Annotated in this window: 18 protein-coding genes; 11 read left to right on the top strand and 7 right to left on the bottom strand. The window is 49.6% G+C overall.

What is annotated here, in order from left to right; translation table 11 throughout:
- Positions 1-6 precede the first annotated feature (6 nt).
- The 4 genes from A4U59_RS07990 to rbsK all read left to right on the top strand — a co-directional run bounded on the left by A4U59_RS07990 (position 7) and on the right by rbsK (position 4841).
- Positions 7-1695 carry a ribulokinase gene (locus A4U59_RS07990; RefSeq protein ID WP_066172721.1) on the top strand — a complete coding sequence of 563 codons (1689 nt, stop codon included), beginning with the start codon at positions 7-9 and terminating at the stop codon, positions 1693-1695.
- 26 nt (positions 1696-1721) lie between these two features.
- Positions 1722-3212, top strand: a complete 1491-nt coding sequence (gene araA, locus A4U59_RS07995) for an L-arabinose isomerase (RefSeq protein WP_066172723.1) — start codon at positions 1722-1724, stop codon at positions 3210-3212.
- A gap of 117 nt (positions 3213-3329) precedes the next feature.
- Complete coding sequence (locus A4U59_RS21715) at positions 3330-3527, top strand: hypothetical protein (RefSeq protein ID WP_066172725.1); 198 nt, start codon at positions 3330-3332, stop codon at positions 3525-3527.
- A gap of 426 nt (positions 3528-3953) precedes the next feature.
- Complete coding sequence (rbsK, locus tag A4U59_RS08005; RefSeq protein ID WP_066172726.1) at positions 3954-4841, top strand: ribokinase; 888 nt, start codon at positions 3954-3956, stop codon at positions 4839-4841.
- 34 nt (positions 4842-4875) lie between these two features.
- On the opposite strand, the gene A4U59_RS08010 is transcribed toward rbsK, so the two are convergent.
- The 4 genes from A4U59_RS08010 to A4U59_RS08025 all read right to left on the bottom strand — a co-directional run bounded on the left by A4U59_RS08010 (position 4876) and on the right by A4U59_RS08025 (position 10583).
- Complete coding sequence (locus tag A4U59_RS08010; RefSeq protein ID WP_083270747.1) at positions 4876-5640, bottom strand: Cof-type HAD-IIB family hydrolase; 765 nt, start codon at positions 5638-5640, stop codon at positions 4876-4878.
- A 404-nt stretch (positions 5641-6044) separates the two neighbouring features.
- A complete protein-coding gene (locus tag A4U59_RS08015) occupies positions 6045-7568 on the bottom strand; it encodes a sodium/proline symporter (RefSeq protein ID WP_066172728.1) in 1524 nt (507 codons plus the stop codon).
- A 117-nt stretch (positions 7569-7685) separates the two neighbouring features.
- Positions 7686-8630 carry an ornithine cyclodeaminase family protein gene (locus tag A4U59_RS08020; protein WP_066172730.1) on the bottom strand — a complete coding sequence of 315 codons (945 nt, stop codon included), beginning with the start codon at positions 8628-8630 and terminating at the stop codon, positions 7686-7688.
- Positions 8631-8717: 87 nt separating this feature from the next.
- Positions 8718-10583 carry a helix-turn-helix domain-containing protein gene (locus A4U59_RS08025; RefSeq protein ID WP_066172733.1) on the bottom strand — a complete coding sequence of 622 codons (1866 nt, stop codon included), beginning with the start codon at positions 10581-10583 and terminating at the stop codon, positions 8718-8720.
- Between the two features lie 160 nt (positions 10584-10743).
- Here A4U59_RS08025 and A4U59_RS08030 point away from each other — a divergent pair, with 160 nt between their 5' ends.
- The 7 genes from A4U59_RS08030 to A4U59_RS08060 all read left to right on the top strand — a co-directional run bounded on the left by A4U59_RS08030 (position 10744) and on the right by A4U59_RS08060 (position 18245).
- Positions 10744-11961: a M20 family metallopeptidase gene (locus tag A4U59_RS08030; protein WP_066172734.1), complete on the top strand. Its 1218-nt coding sequence runs from the start codon at positions 10744-10746 to the stop codon at positions 11959-11961.
- A gap of 39 nt (positions 11962-12000) precedes the next feature.
- On the top strand, positions 12001-13176 hold the full coding sequence (locus A4U59_RS08035) for a M20 family metallopeptidase (RefSeq protein ID WP_066172737.1): 1176 nt from the start codon (positions 12001-12003) through the stop codon (positions 13174-13176).
- A gap of 34 nt (positions 13177-13210) precedes the next feature.
- The gene (locus A4U59_RS08040; protein WP_066172739.1) at positions 13211-13420 is read left to right on the top strand and encodes a DUF3311 domain-containing protein; all 210 of its coding nucleotides are present in this window, start codon (positions 13211-13213) and stop codon (positions 13418-13420) included.
- Positions 13421-13424: 4 nt separating this feature from the next.
- Positions 13425-14948, top strand: a complete 1524-nt coding sequence (locus tag A4U59_RS08045) for a sodium:solute symporter family protein (RefSeq protein WP_066172742.1) — start codon at positions 13425-13427, stop codon at positions 14946-14948.
- A gap of 111 nt (positions 14949-15059) precedes the next feature.
- Positions 15060-15263, top strand: coding sequence for a hypothetical protein (locus A4U59_RS21720; RefSeq protein ID WP_070120509.1), 204 nt, complete (start codon positions 15060-15062; stop codon positions 15261-15263).
- A 551-nt stretch (positions 15264-15814) separates the two neighbouring features.
- Positions 15815-17125, top strand: coding sequence for a Zn-dependent hydrolase (locus tag A4U59_RS08055; protein ID WP_066172744.1), 1311 nt, complete (start codon positions 15815-15817; stop codon positions 17123-17125).
- A gap of 250 nt (positions 17126-17375) precedes the next feature.
- Positions 17376-18245, top strand: coding sequence for a DMT family transporter (locus A4U59_RS08060; protein ID WP_066172748.1), 870 nt, complete (start codon positions 17376-17378; stop codon positions 18243-18245).
- Positions 18246-18294: 49 nt separating this feature from the next.
- Here the strand turns inward: A4U59_RS08060 and A4U59_RS08065 are convergent, their stop codons facing one another.
- From A4U59_RS08065 to A4U59_RS08075, 3 genes are all read right to left on the bottom strand, one after another.
- A complete protein-coding gene (locus tag A4U59_RS08065; protein WP_245680518.1) occupies positions 18295-18780 on the bottom strand; it encodes a peptide ABC transporter substrate-binding protein in 486 nt (161 codons plus the stop codon).
- A 100-nt stretch (positions 18781-18880) separates the two neighbouring features.
- Positions 18881-19345: a GNAT family N-acetyltransferase gene (locus tag A4U59_RS08070; protein ID WP_066172752.1), complete on the bottom strand. Its 465-nt coding sequence runs from the start codon at positions 19343-19345 to the stop codon at positions 18881-18883.
- Between the two features lie 128 nt (positions 19346-19473).
- On the bottom strand, positions 19474-20055 hold the full coding sequence (locus A4U59_RS08075) for a DUF2179 domain-containing protein (protein ID WP_066172754.1): 582 nt from the start codon (positions 20053-20055) through the stop codon (positions 19474-19476).
- Positions 20056-20176 lie beyond the last annotated feature (121 nt).

Here is a 20176-nt window from a genome sequence, read left to right on the forward strand (position 1 = left end):
GGAAAAATGAATGAAAAATATGCAATCGGAATCGATTACGGAACCCAATCCGGACGAGCTGTCCTTGTAAGGCTGTCAGATGGACAAGAAATTGCGGATCATGTAACACCTTATCCGCACTATGTCATTGATGAAAAACTGCCCGGATCCGGTGTTGAGCTTGGCCATGATTGGGCGCTTCAGCATCCGGAAGATTATATAGAAGTTTTGAAACAGTCTGTTCCGGCAATAATGCGGCAATCCGGCATTGATTCGGAGGATGTCATCGGCCTTGGAATTGACTTTACAGCTTGTACGATGCTGCCGGTAGATGAAGCGGGGGAACCGTTATGTTTCAATGATGCCTTATCGGACAATCCTCATACCTGGGTGAAACTGTGGAAACATCATGCTGCTCAGGATGAAGCTAATCTCATTAATGAAACAGCAGAGAAAAGGGAAGAAAAGTTTTTACCGAGATATGGCGGAAAGATATCATCGGAGTGGATGATTGCTAAGGTTTGGCAAATATTAAATGAAGCTCCAGAAATCTATAATCGTACCGACCGCTTTCTTGAAGCGACAGACTGGGTCGTATCAAAGATGACGGGCTCAATACTCCGAAATAGCTGTACCGCAGGCTATAAGTCAATTTGGCACAAAAAAGACGGTTATCCAAGCAAAGACTTTTTTAAAAGTCTCGATCCAAGGTTGGAGGACTTAACGGAGACCAAATTGCGCGGAGAAATCGTTCCTCTTGGAACAAAAGCCGGTGAATTAACCGGAGAGATGGCAGAACTGATGGGATTAAAGCCAGGTATGGCCATTGCTGTAGGGAATGTGGATGCACATGCCTCAGTACCAGCTACAGGGGTTGTGGAGCCGGGCAAAATGGTGATGACAATGGGAACTTCCATATGCCATATGGTGCTGGGTACCAAAGAAAGCCAGGTTGAAGGTATGGCTGGTGTGGTGGAAGACGGCATTATTCCTGGTTATTTCGGATATGAAGCAGGACAGTCTGCTGTCGGTGATATATTTCAGTGGTTTGTAGAAAAAGGTGTTCCTGGTTATGTGAAAGAGGAAGCTGATAAGGAAGGCATAAATGTCCATCAATGGCTTGAGGGGAAAGCTGCTTCCTACAATCCTGGAGAAACAGGACTTATCGCACTTGATTGGTGGAACGGTAACCGTTCTGTATTAGTGGATACGGATTTGATGGGACTTATTGTCGGTTACACTCTCCAAACGAAACCTGAGGAAATCTATCGAACGTTGATAGAAGCGACAGCTTTCGGGACCAGGAAAATTATTGAAGCGTTTCACGGAAATGGCGTACCGGTGGAAGAATTATATGCTTGCGGGGGCTTGCCGCAAAAAAACAGGCTTCTTATGCAGATATACGCTGATGTGACAAATCGTGAAATCAAAGTTGCAGACTCAAAGCAAACACCGGCAGTAGGTGCTGCGATGTTTGGGGCTGTCGCAGCCGGCAAAGAACGCGGAGGTTACGCCTCTATTGTTGAAGCGGCTGAAAAAATGGCTAGAATCCGTGAAATAACCTACAAACCTAACCCTGAACATGTTCAAATTTATGATGAGTTATACAAAGAGTATACCCTCCTGCACGATTACTTCGGAAGAGGGGAAAATGATATGATGAAGCGTTTAAAAGAACTCAAAGAACGAGCATCATTACCGATTCTCACAAAATAAGAGAAAAATGCAGAGGAGAGAGCGAGATGCTAGATACAAAGCGGTACGTTTTTTGGTTTGTCACTGGAAGCCAGCACTTATATGGAGAAGAAACGCTGAAAGAAGTAGAGGAACATTCAAAACAAATTACCAGAGGCCTTAGTGATCAGTCCCAAACTTCTTATAAGATTGAGTTTAAACCTGTTCTAACAACACCTGACGCAATAACACGGCTTTGCCTTGAAGCAAATGCAGATGAATCCTGTGCCGGTGTCATTACATGGATGCACACTTTTTCTCCGGCAAAGATGTGGATCAGAGGGTTATCAGAACTGAAAAAACCATTACTGCATTTACATACACAGTTTAATCGGGATATTCCGTGGGATAGCATCGATATGGATTTTATGAACTTGAATCAATCTGCCCACGGCGACAGGGAATATGGTTTCATTGGGGCGCGTATGAAAATTGCCCGTAAGGTTGTGGTCGGGCACTGGCAGAATCGGGAAGTTATTTCAGATATAAGCGAGTGGCAGCGCACTGCAGTTTCTTTCATGGAAAGCCGTAATCTGAAAGTTGCCCGATTCGGTGATAATATGAGGGAAGTCGCTGTAACCGAAGGCGATAAGGTTGAAGCGCAAATCAAGTTTGGGTGGTCGATAAACGGATACGGTGTTGGTGACCTGGTTAAATATATTAATAGTTTCTCAGACCATGATGTAAATCAATTAGTTAAGGAATATGAAGAGTTGTATGATATTGTCTCGGAAGGTTTAGTTGAAGGACCTGTCAGAGACTCCATCAGAGAGCAAGCGCGCATCGAACTGGGAATGAAGGCATTCCTGCAAGAAGGCGGATTCAGTGCCTTCACTACAACTTTTGAAGATTTACATGGCATGAAACAGCTGCCCGGACTTGCAGTTCAGCGGTTAATGGCCCAGGGTTATGGCTTTGGAGGCGAAGGCGACTGGAAAACTGCAGCGCTTGTCAGGATGATGAAAATAATGGGGGCCGGAAAAGGCACCTCTTTTATGGAAGATTATACTTATCACTTTGAACCGGGTAATCAGATGGTCCTTGGGGCGCATATGCTGGAATTGTGTCCATCAATTGCTGCCAACAAGCCCAAAATTAAAGTTCATCCATTAGGGATTGGTGGTAAAGACGATCCTGCAAGAATGGTATTCACGGCTGGCGAAGGAGCTGCAGTCAATGCATCGATCATTGATATGGGAAATCGCTTCAGGTTATTGATTAATGAAGTGGATGCTGTTAAATCTGAAAATGAAATGCCAAACCTTCCTGTAGCGAGTGTGCTGTGGAAACCGAGACCGTCTTTGCGGGAATCAGCTGAAGCATGGATTCGTGCAGGCGGGGCCCACCATACAAGCTTCTCTTACGCTGTAAACACTGCTCAATTAACGGATTGGGCAGAAATGGCAGGCGTTGAAGCTGTCGTCATCAATAACGATACGACTCCACAATCAATCCGCAATGAACTTCGCTGGAATGAGGTTTATTGGTCGAGGCAGTAACAGTTACTTAGGCGACAGATTGCTTCAATCATCTTATTATATTAACTACAAACTGGCTGGTCCATCCCCTAAAACGGATGGACCGGTTTTTTTAATAGGTAAGAAAGCATAAGATCAATGTCCAGCTATGAGGTAGGGTCTGTCGCCATACATGAAAAAAGGGGTTCCGGCGTGAAAGCCGGGCTGAACGGCGCGAAACAGCCGCTTCGGCGTGAAAGTTGGACTCTACGGCATGAAATATGGGAGATTACGCGTGAAACAGTGAAAGTTTGGCGTGAAAGAAACGGGATTCCGCGCGAAAGTGCATCCCCCTGATTGCGGTTGTTCGCATACGGCGTGAAAAGCCGGGGATATGGCGGGAATGAACAGTCATCTGGCGTGAAATACAAAGAAAAGTAATCGTTTTTTATAAAATGAGACAAATCCGGCAGGTTACCGGGCCAAAATGGATCTGAGTGATCCTGTATATGAGTAACAGCTCGGTTTTGGCCGTCGGCCTGCTTGAAATGGTGGAAGAACGTGCAAATTTCAATGCCCGGGGTATTTAGGCTGTACTGGTCTGGCATCGTATTGGGATGCGGACCAGCTGCTCCCCTCCGCGAGGAAAAACCGACTCACAGAGGGTACCCCCGCTTATGCGTACGCCGCTAAGCGGGCGCCTTTCGCATTTGATCTTGAAACGCCGAATGTAATAGAATATGGTTGCACTGTATGATATACGAAACGATTGGAGGCTTCTCAATGAACCCAAAGATAACCGTCATCGGCAGCATCAACATGGATGTCGTCACAAGCACCGACCGTTTTCCGGATCAGGGTGAAACGGTCCCTGGCACTGATTTTGCAACTGTGCCCGGCGGAAAAGGGGCTAACCAGGCGGTGGCAGCGGCACGGCTAGGGGCTGACGTCCATATGATCGGGCGGGTAGGTGATGATGTGTTTGGGCAAAACCTGCGGGAGCACTTGCTTAATGAAGGAATCCATGTGGATGGCGTGCAAACGGCGGAGGGCTGTTCGACGGGCATCGCGACGATCCTTTTGACAGAAGGGGATAACCGGATTGTAGTGGTGCCGGGAGCCAACCATGAACTGACTGCCGACGATGCCGCACAATATGAGGATATGATGGCGGATAGTGATCTTGTCATGCTTCAGCTTGAGATTCCGCTTGACACGGTGATCAGCATAGCGGCAGCAGCTAAGAAGCTGGGAACACCTGTGCTTTTGAATCCCGCTCCGATTCAGCCGCTGCCGGAACGCTTGCTGCGTGATGTGACGTATATTACGCCGAATGAACATGAGCTTGGCGTCCTTTTGGGATCAGCAGGTGAAGAGTACAGAGACGGCCTTCTGAAAAAGCTGATTGTGACGAAGGGGGCGGAAGGTGTTGTTTATTTTGTGGGCAGCAGGGAAGCCGCTGTTCCCGGCTATCAAGTTGAGGCAATGGATACAACCGGTGCAGGTGATACGTTTAACGGCGCTTTCGCAGTTGCTGTAAGTAAAGGGATGAGTGTCGCGGCTGCCTGCCGGTTCGGCAATGCGGCTGCGGCTTTATCGGTAAAAAAGCTTGGAGCACAGGGCGGGATGCCGGTGACGGAAGAAGTACGGGCATTCTTAAATGAAAAATAAGGCACGCATGGAAATGCGTGCCCACAAAATATAATTATCCTCTCATGGGTTTAGTCTGTTCATCCATCACCCGCTCAATCGCCCTTGCAACCCCATGCTCCTCATTCGTTGATGTCACCCACTGCGCGTGTTTCTTCACAATTTCCTGAGCATTGCCCATCGCGACACCTACACCTGCCTCGCGGATCATGGCAAGATCGTTCAAACTGTCGCCGATTGCCATCACATGGTCCATTGTCAAATCGAGCCAGCTGGATACCTTTTTCAGCGCCTCGGCCTTGTTCACGCCGGCAGGATTGATTTCGATGTTTGTCGGGCTTGAATTGGTCACTTCCAGGTCTTTGTTGCGTATCAATTCATCCTGGATGATCTGGCGGATCCGGTTATCGGGGATGTCGTAGCCGAATTTCAGCCATTCATACGATTCCAGTTCTCCGGGAAAAGGATTGCGATGGTTGAACAACCCCTGTACAGTTGTGCTCCAGAACCTTACATCGTGTTTTTGTTTCAATTCCCACATCTGCCGGACGTGTTCATGTTTTAAAGGGATCCGGTCGACAAGGTTGAAGTCTTCATCATATATTTCACCGCCGTTTACTGTCACAATATATGAAGAAGGGCCAAGCAGCTCGGCGATTTCCCGGCAGTATAAAAGCGGACGTCCTGTGCTTAAAAGGACGTGGATGCCTTTGGCTTTGGCCCGCTGGATCGCTTGATGGTTTTCTTCAGAAACTTCATGGTTGCTATTCAATAACGTGCCGTCCATGTCGATGGCAATGAGGCGTATATCGTTTTTCAATTGTTCCACACCCTTTTGTCCCGTGATTGTGTTGGTGACTATAGCTTACCAGATTTTAAGGGGAAGTTGTATGCGGGAGGGCTGTTAAAAGGCGAAAGGCCGGCTTGCCGCCGGCCTTTTATTGATGAATTTTAAGTTTTTACGCGAGATCAGTGTCCAGCTGCGAGCCCTAGCGGCTATCGCCATAAGCATTGCCGCCCCATGAAGGGGAAAAGCGCCTTCCTGGTGCAGCCCTGCTTATGCGTACGCCGCTGGGCAAGGGCTCTCCGCATTTCGAGATGTCCAGCTGCGAGCCCTGGCGGCTAGCCGCTATCAGCATTTCCACCCGTGAAGGGAAAGACGCCTTCCTGCGGGTCCCCCAGCTTATTCGTACGCCGCTAAGCGGGCGCCTTGCTTTTTTCTTGTTAAGCACCTTTTTCTTCTTCAAACGTAGCGGATCCGCTCTGTGTCAGTGATTTCTGTGTCAGCAGGCTGACGCCGATTGTGAGCAGCAGCGAAACGAGAAAGCCTGGAACAGCTTCGTACGTGACGCCGAACAGGATGTTCGAAAAGAATTCTTTTACATCCGGCAGGAAGCTGTAGGTCCATTCCGGCTGCCGTTTGACCAGGACAACGGTGATGAGGCCGAAAATCATGCCGGCGAGGACGCCGTGTTTGGTCGCTTTTTTCCAGTAGATGGACAAAAGCAGCGCCGGGCCGAATGATGCACCAAGGCCGCCCCAGGCAAACAGCACCATCCAGAAGACGAATTCCTGGAAAGCGAAGGCGAGCCAGATGGAAAGCCCCATCAATACGAGTATGGAAATTCGGCTGAACGCGACAAGCTGGCGTTCGGTAATATGTTTGCCGGTGTTGAAAATCTGGTCATAGATGTCGCGCACGAGGGCGGAGGATCCGACGAGCAGCTGGCTGTCAGCGGATGACATGATGGCTGCCAGGACAGCGACAAGCAGGACGCCCATGAAAAATGGTCCTGTCAATTCACTTCCGAGTGTCATGAATACCGTCTCTGCGTTGCCGTCAGGCAGGGATTCGCTATTCGGAATATAAGCCCGGCCGGTAAGTCCGACCATCACCGCACCCCAGCCCATCACGACATTCCAGATTGTCGAGATGAGAGCCGCCTGGCGCATTTCTTTCTTGTTTTTCAACGACATGTAACGCACAAGAATATGAGGGTTGCCCGGCGACCCGAATCCGATGCCGAGAAGCCCGACGATGGCACCGAATCCGAAGGTGAACGGATCGACAAATCCGGCCCCTTCCGCCTGCATCACTTCAACGATTGGGCCGAAGCCGCCGAGGCCGATGATCGCAACGATCGGCAATACGACGAGTGACAGGAACATCAAACCGGCTTGCAGGACATCGGTTTTACTGACGGCATGGAACCCGCCAAGCAATGTATAAATAAGAATAATAGCTGCTGTCAGCCACATGCCGCCCGTGTTGGACAATCCGAGTGTGCCTGAAAAAGCGGTTCCTCCGGCCACAACCTGGCTCCCGACATACGCAACCATGAAAAACATAATGATAAGGGAGCTGACGAGGCGGAGCACCTTTGATTTATCCTGATAACGTTTTTCAAGAATGTCAGGGATCGTGATGGCATCATTCTTTTCACTGAACGCGCGGAAACGCGGAGCGACGAAAAAGAACATGAGCACTTCGACGGTGATATAGCCGGCGATTGCCCAGACGGCATTCAAGCCGGTGGCATAAGCCATCCCGGTTACACCGAGGACGAGCCAGCCGCTGCGCCCCGAGCTCACCGCCGAGAGGGCGACCGTGAATTTGCCGAGCCCCCGTCCGGCAAGGAAAAAGTCGGTAAGGCCGCCGGAGCTTTTTTTCGAGCTGATTAAGCCGATTGCGACAAGCAGAAGCAGATAAGCGATCATGACAGACAGTGTCAGCGGATGTACACTCATGTCTGCTCACCTTCCCCTTTATCAACAGAAACATATAGAATAATGGCTAATAAAATGATGGATACAGGTATGATGCCGAGTGTCAACCACATACCGAATGTCATTTCAATTCCCCCTTTATCCTTTTTGCTGTTCGTAAAAGTCCTTTGCGACGTAGGCATCGAATAGAGCGCTTCCGACCGATTTGAAAACCGTGAACGGCATTTTTCCGGCGGCTGGTGCCTGTCCGGATAAAACGTGTTTGAAAAGATGGATCTGGCCTGCCGGTTCCCCCTTTATTAATTCCCGGGCGCGGATGATATCCCCTGATTCCTTTTCCGCTGTCGGTGTGTCGATAAAAATCGAACCGTTTCCGTGAAGCACACTGTCTGGGAGCTCCTGCATATCAGGCCGGAAGCTTCCCACTGCCGCAACATGCTTCCCTGAAAGCAGCGCTGCCGCATTTTCAGGAATGACAGGTGTTTTGGACGTGGTGGCTGTCAGGATCACATCGCTTTTTTGGACCAATTCCTCAATGCTTGCGGGTGTTTCCAATGGAATTTCAGGGTTGGCCTCCTGCCACTTGGTTTTAAAGGCTGCCAGCCGGTCCTGTGAGCGGTTCACAGCATATACCCGCGTAACGTTCCGGACTGCCGCTGCGGCAAGAAGCTGAGTCCAGCCCTGGGTGCCGGTTCCGATCAAGCCGACGGTAATCGGCCTGTTTTCGGTCAGTTCGGCGATGCTCAGCCCGCTGAGCGCACCGGTCCTGATCGCGGTGAGCGCCTTTCCATCCATTCTGGCGAGCGGCTGCAATGTTTGCCTGTCATATAACTGGACGGTCCCTTCCAGTGTCGGCAGTCCTTTCGTGCGGTTGCCCGGTGCGACGGTGACAAGTTTTGTAAGAAAATACCCCTTGATGAACACCGGCATGATCAGCACGGTGTTATCCCCGTCATGGAGATGGGTCCGTTCCGGAAGCTGATGAAATGCGGAACCATCATGTAAAAAGGCTTCACGCACACTGCTGATGGCGGTATCCATCGATAACCGGCGGTAGATCTCGTCTTCACTGAATTCCTGCATAGCATACCCCCTAACCCTTATTTAAATTTATCGTATTTTAATTATTGAAAATAGTCAATCTATTATTGGCTAAGAATCAAATACAGATCATGGCTTGTTTAAACGTCTTCGTTCCTGTATGACGGTATCCACTTTCTCCTTCATCAAGCCGTATAGTGTTACCGCAATATAAACGTCAGTTCTGTCAGAAAAATGATTGAGGTCAATGCCAAGCAGTTCCTCAATTTTTTTCAGCCGGTAGGTGAGTGTGTTGAAGTGAATATGCATTTGCTGTGCTGTTTCTTTCACCCTGTGGCCGTTGAAAAGATACCGTTCGAATGTCGGAAAGTATTCCTGTTTCCCTGCACCCAGCTCATACATGAGCAGGGGCCCCAGTTTTTCTGTTATAAAGGAAATCAGCTGTTCCTCGCTGTTTTCCAGAAACAGCCGGCTCGCACCAAGCTGCTGATAGGACAGTGAGGTCTGGCCGGTGCTGAACGTTTTTAAAAATTCGACCGTCTTCAATGCCTCCTGGAACGACTCCCGGGCATGCTCGATTCCTCTGTATCCCCCGCCAGTCCCGATGATCGGCGACAGGCCTTTCTTCTTAATGAAGCGAGCCAATTTTTCGTTTCGCTCCTCGATGAATTGCATTCCTGGATGGTGTTCTTCCTTTTCGGACAACAGAATAATAATATGGTTATTCCTGTTTACTGCCATCATCGTTTCCCGGCCGTATGCCTGCCGGATGGCCTGCAGAATTTCCCGGTTCATCTTCCGTAAGACGCGTTTCTCGGTTTCTTCTTCCGAATGAAACGAAACAAGCTGCAAAATGATGATCCGGTAAATGTTGTTTGGATCAAAGTCCAGGTTTCTCGCCTGCTGTAAAAGACGTGAGGTCACGTTTCCGGTGACCAATTCTTCGAGGAATTCCCCTTTTAGCTTTTGTTCCATCTCATGGAGGTCCTGCTCTTTGACAAGCTCAAGCGATAAGATGGTGCATGCGTGTTCAAGTGCGGCCGTATCAATCTCTGAGAGGCGTGCAGGCGATAGGGCCGCCAGATAGCCGGAACGATTGTGTTTGCTGCCAATTGGGAAAATTTCAAGCTTACGCCCGCCGGAAGCAGGCAAGTCAATATGGCTTTCTTCAAAAGAGCCTCGACTGGAAAACGGCTGAATCGCTTCAAGAATATCAGGCAGCACCGGTTCAAGCGACCGGGGCTGATAATCAAGGATGTCGCCGAATGAATCGGTCAGTATCAATGGAGTTCCGATTGTTTCGTAAAGATGAACAAGGATGGCATTCAGGTTTTCTCCTTTTACAACAAGGTTGGAAAGTTTTTTGTGTGTATCGACAGAACGGGCGAGCAGCGTATTTTGCTGTGTGATCGTTTTGTTCAGTTTGCTTAGAAGCGCAACGGTTTTTTCTTTCTCTTTATATAAATGAGACCGTTCAAGGGCAACAGCCGCCTGGTGGGAAATGGCTTCAAGCAGGTTGAGGTCTTCCTGTGTGAACGTCTTGTCGGGCTGGAGTGAATCCAGGGTGATGACGCCCAGGCAGTCGTCGTTGACAATGATGGGCGCACAAATTGCGGAATAAGGGAGTTCGGGTAAGGATGCCTGGAGAATTTCATAATTGAAGCCGGTCAGTTTACCGGTAGCTTCAAGAACGTCGGCCCTGTCTTTGAACATGAGCGGTTTCTTTTGCTGAAACGCCATTCCTGTCATCGACTCGCCCGGTTTCAGCCTTGTTCCGTATATGACGTTCTGGTTGAAACCGTAAGAGCTTTTGGAGATGAGGACACCTTCCTCCTTATCATAGAGAAAAAGAATCCCGACATCCGCCACCTCGATAATGGAGATGATCTCCTGGATGATCGATTCGATGACCGCTTTGGAATCAAGCGCTGAATTCAGGATATTTGAAACTTGCATCAGGTAATGCAGCTGTTTATGGGTTAATTGCTCGTTCATCAAACCATCCTTTTGAATTATTTTTTTTTCATTATATCTGACGGTTGTGATAATTAACAATATTTACGTAACTATTTTGTAGGGTAGCACATAGCCAGGCGCAAGGATCTTCATGTAAAATAAGTTAAAATATTCTGTTAATTTTAAAGGTGGTCGTTGTATGCTTGAACGAATCAACAGTTTGCTGGAGAAGAACTTTGGAGAGATGTCCGACATCCGCAGGCATCTCCATATGAACCCGGAGCTATCCTTTGAAGAAGTGAAGACGCCGGAGTTCATCGCCGATTTTCATAACAAGCTCGGCCTGGAGGTGAAAACCGGAGTGGGCGGCCGCGGCGTTACGGCCAAATTAGAAGGGGGCAAGCCCGGAAAAACGGTGGCATTGCGGGCTGACTTCGATGCGCTTGCCATTCAGGATGAGAAGGATGTCCCGTACAAGTCCCAGGTTCCAGGCGTCATGCACGCCTGCGGCCACGATGCCCATACAGCAACATTGCTCGGGCTGGCTAAGGCGCTTCATGCGGTAAAAGATGAGCTGGAGGGCGATATTGTCTTCATTCACCAATTTGCGGAAGAAATCACGCCGGGCGGTGCCCAGGCGATGATCAAGGATGGCTGTCTTGAAGGTGTTGACGCCATATTCGGAACCCACGTGTGGTCACCGATGCCGTTCGGGCAGGTGGGTTATCGAAAGGGCTACCTGATGGCTGCAGCAGACCGGTTCGATCTCGAAGTGACAGGGAAAGGCGGCCATGGTGCGATGCCGCAGGAAACGATTGATCCGATAATGACCGCAGCGAACATATTGCAAAACTTCCAGACGATCGTGAGCAGGAAGGTAGATCCATTGAAGTCGGCTGTTCTGACCGTAAGCTCTTTCCATTCCGGCGATGCCTTTAATGTCATTCCCGGCAAAGCCGAGTTGAAAGGGACGGTCCGGACATTCGATGAGTCTGTCCGGACACTTGTTGAGCAATCGATGGAACTGATGGCTGAATCAATCTGCAACGCGAATGGCGCCGAGTGTTCATTTTCATATGAGAGGGGTTATCCCGCCCTCTGGAATCATTCCGCCGAGACGGAGCAGCTGGCAGAAGCGGCTAAAACGGTTGTTCCTCCCGATCAAGTGGTTGAGATGGAGCCGATTATGGGAGGTGAGGATTTTGCCTACTATCTGAAAGAAGTGCCGGGAGCCTTTTTCTTTACAGGCGCCAGGAACGAAGCGGAGGGGGCACATTATCCTCACCATCATGCCAAATTCGATATCGATGAGAAAGCGATGCTGATTGCCGCAAAGGTCATGGCAGCGGCCGCCATTCGCTTTCAGGCTGGTGAACCGGCAGGGGACATGATCGGAGCGGCAGAGTCCGGGGAGTGACAGGCCTTGATTGATTTCCAAAAGAGAGGGGGAAAATTCGTGGAAGCTGTATTTAAACACATTGATGAAGAAGAAGCAGTATCCTTTTTGCAATCACTTGTCCAGATCAATAGCGTAAATCCGCCCGGCAATGAAAAGAAGGTTGCCGAAACAATTCAGGCGTTTGTACAATCAACAGGTTTGCTTGCTGAACTGGATGACCTGGGCGATAACCGCGCCAATTTAATGATCAGCTATCCTCATGGGAAAAACGATGGGAAACACCTCGTTTACAGCGGCCATTTTGACACGGTTCCAACCGGAAAAGTCGAGTGGGAACACGACCCGTTTTCGGGCAAGTTGGTTGACGGGAAAGTATTCGGCCGCGGTACGACCGATATGAAAGGCGGCGTGGCGGCAATGGTGCTTGCCATGAAGTACCTTGAGCAGGCCGGCATCAAGCTTGGCGGGAAGTTGCAGTTTGCCGGAACTGCCGGTGAAGAAGTGGATGGCTACGGGGCAAAACAAATGGTTAAAAAGGGTCAGCTCGACACGGCCACTGCCATGGCGATTTCCGAGCCGAGCACGAATGAGCTGTTCACCGCGCATAAAGGCTGCCTCTGGCTGGAGATTTCGGTCTATGGAAAAACTGCGCATGGCTCGATGCCTGAACTTGGCGTCAATGCCATTACTGTCATGGGAAAAATAATGGAAAAACTTGAGCAATACGAGTTTTCATATGATCCCCACCCGCTGCTTGGCCATCCGACAATGAATGTCGGGACAATAGCGGGCGGTGTCAAAACGAACGTGGTGGCAGATGAATGTACATTGACCCTTGATATCCGGACGGTGCCGGGCCAGGACCACGAGGATGTTCTCCGCGAAATGACGGAGCTGGTCGAGTCGGCAGCTGGTGAACGCGGCGGAAAATCGGACATTCGGATTGTGAATGATATGCCGCCTGTTTCAACGGATGCCGGGGATGATTTTGTCAGGACGGCAATACGGACAGGGGAGAAGCATGTGAACAGGAAGCTGTCTGCAAAAGGAGTCAACTATTATACGGATGCTTCGGTGTTTTGGCCGCATTTGCAAATCCCGGTGGTCATTAACGGGCCCGGCAGGCAGGAACTTGCCCATCAGCCGAATGAAACGGTGGAAGTCAAGCTGTTCATTGAGTCCATCCGGTATTATATGGCACTTGCCGTGGAGTACCTGTCTGTAGAGGATTAAATATAATATCGATTTTAAATTAGGAGGGAGTTTCATGGAAAAGCGTACAATTGCCGTAACAATGGGTGCTTACTTTGCGGTTTGCCTCATCGCCCTAATCTGGCCGGTTGCTTCATGGGCCAACAAAATCGAGCCGTTCGTGCTCGGGATGCCGTTTTTCATGTTCTGGTATGTGCTGTGGACATTTTTTATTTTTCTTGGCTGTGTGATCACCTACAAACTTGAATATCCAAAGGGGGAATGAGTGAATGCAGGATTGGATGATCGTTTCGTTAATTACATTTGGGTACCTTGCATTCGTCCTTTATATCGGCGTAAGGGCAAGGAGCAAAGAGTCCTCTTCCAGCCTTGAAGGATATATGGCGGATGGGCGCAATATCGGTCTTTTTATATTATTTTTCATTATGGGTGCGGAAATCTTCAGTGCATTCGCCTTCCTTGGTGGACCTGGATGGACCTATTCCAAAGGGGCGCCGGGCCTGTACATTCTCGGTTATCTAGGCCTCGGCCTGATTCCATGGTGGGTGCTCGGGCCTAAAACCGCCCGGCTCGGAAAAAAATACGGGTACATCACGCAGGCTGAACTGGTGTCGGACCGGTTTAAAAGCAAGTCGCTGTCCGGATTGATGGCCATCGTCAGTGTCGGTGCGTTCATCCCTTATTTGACGACCCAGATCAAAGGTGCCGGGTTCCTGTTTGAGGCGTCAACCGGCGGAAACATTCCGTTCTGGCTCGGCGCTTTGCTGGCCTTCGGTGTCATGGCGGTGTACGTGTTTGTCAGCGGGCTCCGCGGCATCGGCTGGACAAACGTTGTCCAGGGGCTCTTGATGGTGGCGGTGGCATGGATCATCGGTCTTGCTGTTCCGTATAAGTTTTACGGCGGTGTATCTGAGATGTTCCAGAATATCGCAGCACAGGCTCCCGAGTATTTGACCATTCCGGGTAACGGCGCGACGATGGGATGGGGTGCGTTTTCCAGTGCGATTGTTGTCAGTGTCATCGGTCTCACAATGTGGCCGCATCTGTTCAGTAAATCGTACGGTGCCGACAGTGAAAAAACGATGAAAAGGACCATCATTCTTTATCCGCTATACGGATACTTGCTCGTGCCGATTTTCTTTGTAGGCTTTGCCGGCATCCTCGTTTTCCAGGACAGCCCGCTGGAACAGGCGGACACCGTTTTGATCGAGCTTGTGAATCGCGCGGAATTCCCGCCGTTTCTCATCGGGATCTTGCTGTCAGGGGCGCTCGCTGCAGCCATGTCGACAGGGGCTAACCTCGCTCACACGGCTGCATCTGTAATCGTTAAGGACTTTTATGTAAAATTGTTCAATCCAACGGTTTCTGAAAAACAGCTTGTTATGTATACAAAGTTATCAGTGCTTGGGATTGCGGCAATTTCGTATGCTTTTGCACTGCTGAATCCGGCATCGCTCGTTCAGCTTCTGCTCGTTTCTTATGGAGCGGTTGTGCAGTTTTTCCCTCTGATTGTGGCGCTGTTCTGGTGGAAACGGGCCACCACCGCAGGTGCCTATGCGGGATTGATCAGCGGAACGCTGGTGACGGTCTTTTACTCGTTTTTTGCCGCGCCGCCCCTCGGAATCCATGCCGGCATTTACGGCTTGATCGCCAACTCGATCTTGCTTGCCGGCGTCAGCTTGATGACGAAACAAATGGATGAAGAGCATGTAAACCGGTTTGTGGAAGACTCGAAAATTCCGCTTGATGATATTAAGCCGGTTTCTGTGCCGAAGGATGATATTGCTTTGTAAGCAGACGGCAGCGGAAAGGTTTTGGAAAGGAAGGGATGCCGGGGAGGATGCACTTCCCCGGCATTCCTTTTTGTTTAATAGGTAAGAAAGCATAAGTTTCAAGCAAGATCAATGTCCAGCTGCGAGGCAGGGTCTGTTGCAGCCATGAATGAAAAAAGGAGCCGGTTTGGCGTGAAAGCCGGGCTGAACGGCGCGAAACAGCTGCTCCGGCGTGAAAGTTGGCCTCTACGGCATGAAATATGGGAGATTACGCGTGAAACAGGGATCGTTTGGCGTGAAAGAAACGGGATTCCGCGCGAAAGCGCATCCCCCTGATTGCGGTTGTTCGTAAACGGCGTGAAAAGCCGGGGATATGGCGCGAAGGAACAGTCATCTGGCGTGAAATACGGAAACAAGTAATCGTTTTTTTATAAAATGAGACAAACCCGGGAGGTTACCGGGCCTAAATGGATGGAATGATTCTGTATATGAGTAAACAGCCCGGTTTTGGCCGTCAGCTTGCTTGAAACGGGGGAAGAATGTGCAAATTACCATGCCCGGGGTACTCAGGCTGTGATGGGTTTGCATCGTATTGGGATGCGGACAAGCTGCTCCCATCCGGAAGGGAAAACCGCCTCACTGGGTGATACCACCGCTTATGCGTACGCCGCTAAGCGGGCGCCTTGCGCTTTTGTTCGGCTATTTTGCCCTATTGGATCCGCTTGAGTCCCGATCAGCAGGTGGAACGTGCCGGGGCCCCCGAGGGAAGGGAATTGAGCAGCTTGTAAACTGGCTAAATCAAGCCCAATTATCTACAAAACGGTCTAACAGGAGCAAATGCATTTTTAAACGCCAACACAATTATAGGAAAGCGGGAGGCTTTAGTTATGGACATGGAATGGTCTACGCAAGACTTTTACAGAAGCCTGGTGAACGAATATGATAAGAAGTTCGACCGGTCAGGTGTGAAAGGCGAGCGCCTGGCTGCACGATTGGCTCAACTCGCTGAAATCGGCCTGACAGCAGATGGCGGTGTGAACCGGATCGCTTTTTCGCCGGAAGAGCGCCGGGCAAAAGAGCTCGTAAAGAAGTGGATGCAGGAAGCGGGGCTGTCTGTTTCTGAAGACGGGGCCGGCAATGTGATCGGCAGGATCGAGGGAAAAGAAGACAAAGAGACAGTGATCATGTCGGGCTCTCATGTCGACAGTGTGCCGAACGGCGGCCACTTTGACGGCCCGCTTGGCGTGCTGGCGGCACTTGAAGTGGCAGAAGCATGGAAGAGTGAAGGCTATGAACCATTGAAGTCATACGAAGCTGTTATCTTCACCGATGAGGAAGGAGCCCGTTTCAATGGCGGCTTGACGGGCAGCCGGGCGATGACAGGGGAATTCGATCTGGCGAAGCAGATGAAGATGAAAGATGTTGAGGGAACCCCGTTTGAGGCAGTAGCTGCGTCTGCGGGATTGGATCCGCAAGGCTTTGAGAAAGCGAGAAGGAATCTGGGAAACGTCGCGGCTTTTATAGAAGTACATATTGAACAGGGGAAGCGGCTTGAAAAAGAGGATCTCCCGGTCGGCGTCGTAACGGGGATTGCAGGTCCATGCTGGCTAGAAGTCGAATTTTCCGGTGAAGCGGGTCATGCGGGGAATACACCGATGGACCAGAGGCATGATGCACTGACGGCGGTAAGCGAGTTCATTTTGCAAGTGGAGTCGTTGCCGCCGGAGTCCAGCAGTACTGCTGTAGCAACAGTAGGGAAATTGCAGGTGGAACCGAACGGTGTGAACGTCATCCCGGGTAAGGTCCGGCTGAGCGTGGATGTACGGGATATTGAAGAGAAGACGAGGGATGAACTTGTTGGACTTATCACCGGGAAAGCAGAGGAAATCGCCGGGAAGCGGAAAGTTAAGGCTGCCATTAACGAAACGCTGACTGTGCAGCCGGTCCCGGTAACGGAGGAATTGCAGACTGCGGCTTCCAAATCTGTAGAAGAGGCGCTGTCAATCCGGCCTTTTCATCTGCCGAGCGGTGCGGGACATGATGCGATGATTATGGGGAGGTACGTGCCGATGGCAATGTTATTTACCCGCAGCAAAGCTGGAATCAGCCATAACCCGGCCGAGTGGTCTTCGTTGAGTGACTGTATTGCGGCAGTTCATGTTTTAAAGCGGCTGGTAGAGAGACTGATGGAGGAATAACATGCAGTGGGAGGCGCTGCGGAAAGCGAGCCTCTGTTCTAAGTGCGTTATATGGAGAACACATTCCACAATCAGGCCCGTTACCTGTTTCAGTCAAAACCAATTTCCCATTTCCATATCAGCATGCAGCAGGGGCCCGACCATTGACAGGAACCGTTCCTTCCGATAAAATACCCCTTTGTTTGGTAAACTAAGAGTCAGAGGAATAGATGCATTTGTATTATTGCTTGATTCATATGGAGGAACGTTCATGAGTGATAAGATGAAAGGAATTCTGCTTCTGCTGCTGTCGGCCTTCGGATTTGCGGTGATGTCGGCGTTTGTCAAACTGTCGGGGGACCTGCCGACGATACAGAAAACGCTGTTTCGCAACCTCGTGTCAGCGGTCATTGCCTTCGGGTTTGTCATCCATTACAAGGAGAGGCTGTTCGGGAAATTGGAAAATCAGAAAATCCTGCTGCTCCGCTCAGCGCTCGGAACGCTCGGTGTCGTATTTTATTTCTATGCCATTGATGAACTGGTGTTATCCGATGCTGACATGCTGAATAAACTGAGTCCGTTTTTGCTGATCATTTTTTCGGCGATCTTCTTGAAAGAAAAAGCGGAGCGGTACCAGATTATTGCGGTGATAATAGCGTTTTTGGGGACGCTCCTGATTATTAAGCCGGAGTTTTCCTGGGATACGATTCCGTATCTTGCCGGAGTGATGTCGGCGGTTTTTGCAGCCGGTGCCTACACGGTGCTGCGGGTGCTGGGAGCAAAGGAAATGTACTATACGGTCGTGTTTTACTTTTCGTTTTTCTCGACCGTCGTGCTGCTTCCGTTTGTGATTGCATTTTATGAACCGATGACATCCCAGCAGACGATCTTCCTGCTCATGGCCGGCGTGTTTGCAACGGTCGGGCAGTTCGGGATTACGCTTGCTTATAAGTTTGCTCCTGCACGTGAGATTTCAATATTCTTTTACACGAATATCCTGTTTTCAGCGCTCCTGAGCACGGTCCTGTTCGGACAGGTGCCGGATGTGTTGAGTGTCATCGGATATACGATCATATTCGGGGCTTCCTTTTATATGTTTTTGAAAAATCGGCAGGGGGAAGTGAGGGCGAAAGGTGCCTGAAAAGGCGCCTGCCCCCGCCGCTTTACTGAGCCGGCTGTCAGGCTCCGGCTTAACTGATTGCAGTGATTTTTGATTCTTTGACCTGCCACTTGCCGCCTTTAAAATGAATCTTGCTTTCAACGTCAATGGCTCCCGTACCTGATCTGAACTTGGAGCCGTTTATGACGGCATCATTTGTGAGGGTGAAATTCACTTCTTCCACTTTAAGGAGTACGCCTTTTAAGGCCATCGTTTCCGGGTCAAACAGCCCTTGCTCCTTCAGTTCTTCAAATGTGGCATCCTTCACCTCAACTTGATACGTTTCCTCGAAAAATTCCGCCACTTCTTGCTTGCCTTCTTTGCTTAAATGATCGAGGCTGCCCATATCAATCGCGATGAATTCCATCCCATCGTTCAAGGCTTCATCCAGGTTCATGAAAGAATCAAGCGCAAGTGTATAGATTTCCGGCAGGTTTTCCTTGGGCTCCTGCCCGGTAGTGCAGGCTGCCAGCATTGGGATGATTAAAAATAAGGTCAACAGTTGGATGATTTTCACAGTTACTCCCCCTTTTTAGGTTAGACGGGTTTGTGACTGTGGAGGTTACATAGAACGCTGAATATAGTCTGGCCCCAATTTTCTGGCATTGCCTCTGTTATCAAAGACTCTTTGCCATAATGATATTTGTTACGCCAAAACCGAGCCTTTCATACAATCGGAAGGCCCCCTTATTATGGCCGAAAACATGCAGCTCCAATTTTTTGATCCCTCTTTCTTTCAGCACCTTTTCAAGCTGGCCCAGTGCTTCTGTGCCGAAGCCTTTTCCCTGAAAGTTGTCAAAGACGACAATATTATAGATGAAAGCCGTCTGGCTGCTGCTATCGGCAAAGATCCAGAGGTAGCCGGCCTTTTCATGGGTTTCTGTGGCAGTAATCGTCCATAGCAGGTGGTTTTCTGTCTCTAGCCCGTCCGGCAGCAGATTGGCAAAGTCCTGTTTGGATCGTTCCTGGGCTTCTTCTTCCGTGTAATTGCCGGCTTTTGTTTTTTCTTTGGCGTAATCGTCAATGGCAAAATCGTAAAACGCCCGGAAATCAGTTTCGCTCATTTTTTCTAATGTAATCATTTCATGCCTCCAGTTTTACGGGTATTGTTGTTATTATTTTCCAATACGAGCCTTCCTTTCATAAAATGAAGGAATAAAAAAGCCTGGACGAAAGAAGGTGTCCAGGCTCTTGAAGGCTTAATAAGAATTTATGACTCGTATGCATTTTCGCCGGCGAGTTCTTTTTGTTTCTTTTTCTTTTTCATGAATAGCTCTCGTCGCTTTTTCATCGCCTTGGTGATATAACCGCCTTTGAAGTTGCGCGGTTCGTAGGAGGCGACGAAAGCGGTCGGTTCGAACTCGGTGATGGTGCGGTAAAACTCTTTTTCCCGGTCGCGGCGCGCAGTGCAGTCGAGCCGGTAGCGGAGGGAATTCATCCCTTCCACTTCGCTTGTCGAAACGCTGAAGCCCACTTCCCGCAGACGGTTGATCAGCGCAGTGTTTTTCTGTGGTATATTTGCTTCTATCGTCACATAACCGATGGCCAGTTTCTCTTCCAGCATGCCGCCTATATAGACGCCGGTGCCGAAGCCAAGCGCATAGCCGATCATGTTGTAGTAGTTTGATAAATCGCTGAATACAAGTCCTAACGCAACGACATAAATGAAACCTTCCAGCATTCCCATCATACTAGCTTCTTTCTTCATCCCTTTAACGCCAAGAATCATCCTTAACGTCAAAACAGGCACGAACAAAAGCTGGACGGCAAAAATAATGACTGCCTGCAGCATCTGGCAATCCTCCTCTATGGTGTAAACTCCTTTGCAAGTTTATCAGAAAAAAGGAGTGGATGTAACCATTAATTTCAAAAAAGTGACAGGCACCTGTCGAAAAATCTTTATTCTTTACCTT

The organism is Bacillus marinisedimentorum (genome assembly GCF_001644195.2).
Taxonomy (GTDB): domain Bacteria; phylum Bacillota; class Bacilli; order Bacillales; family Bacillaceae_O; genus Bacillus_BL; species Bacillus_BL marinisedimentorum.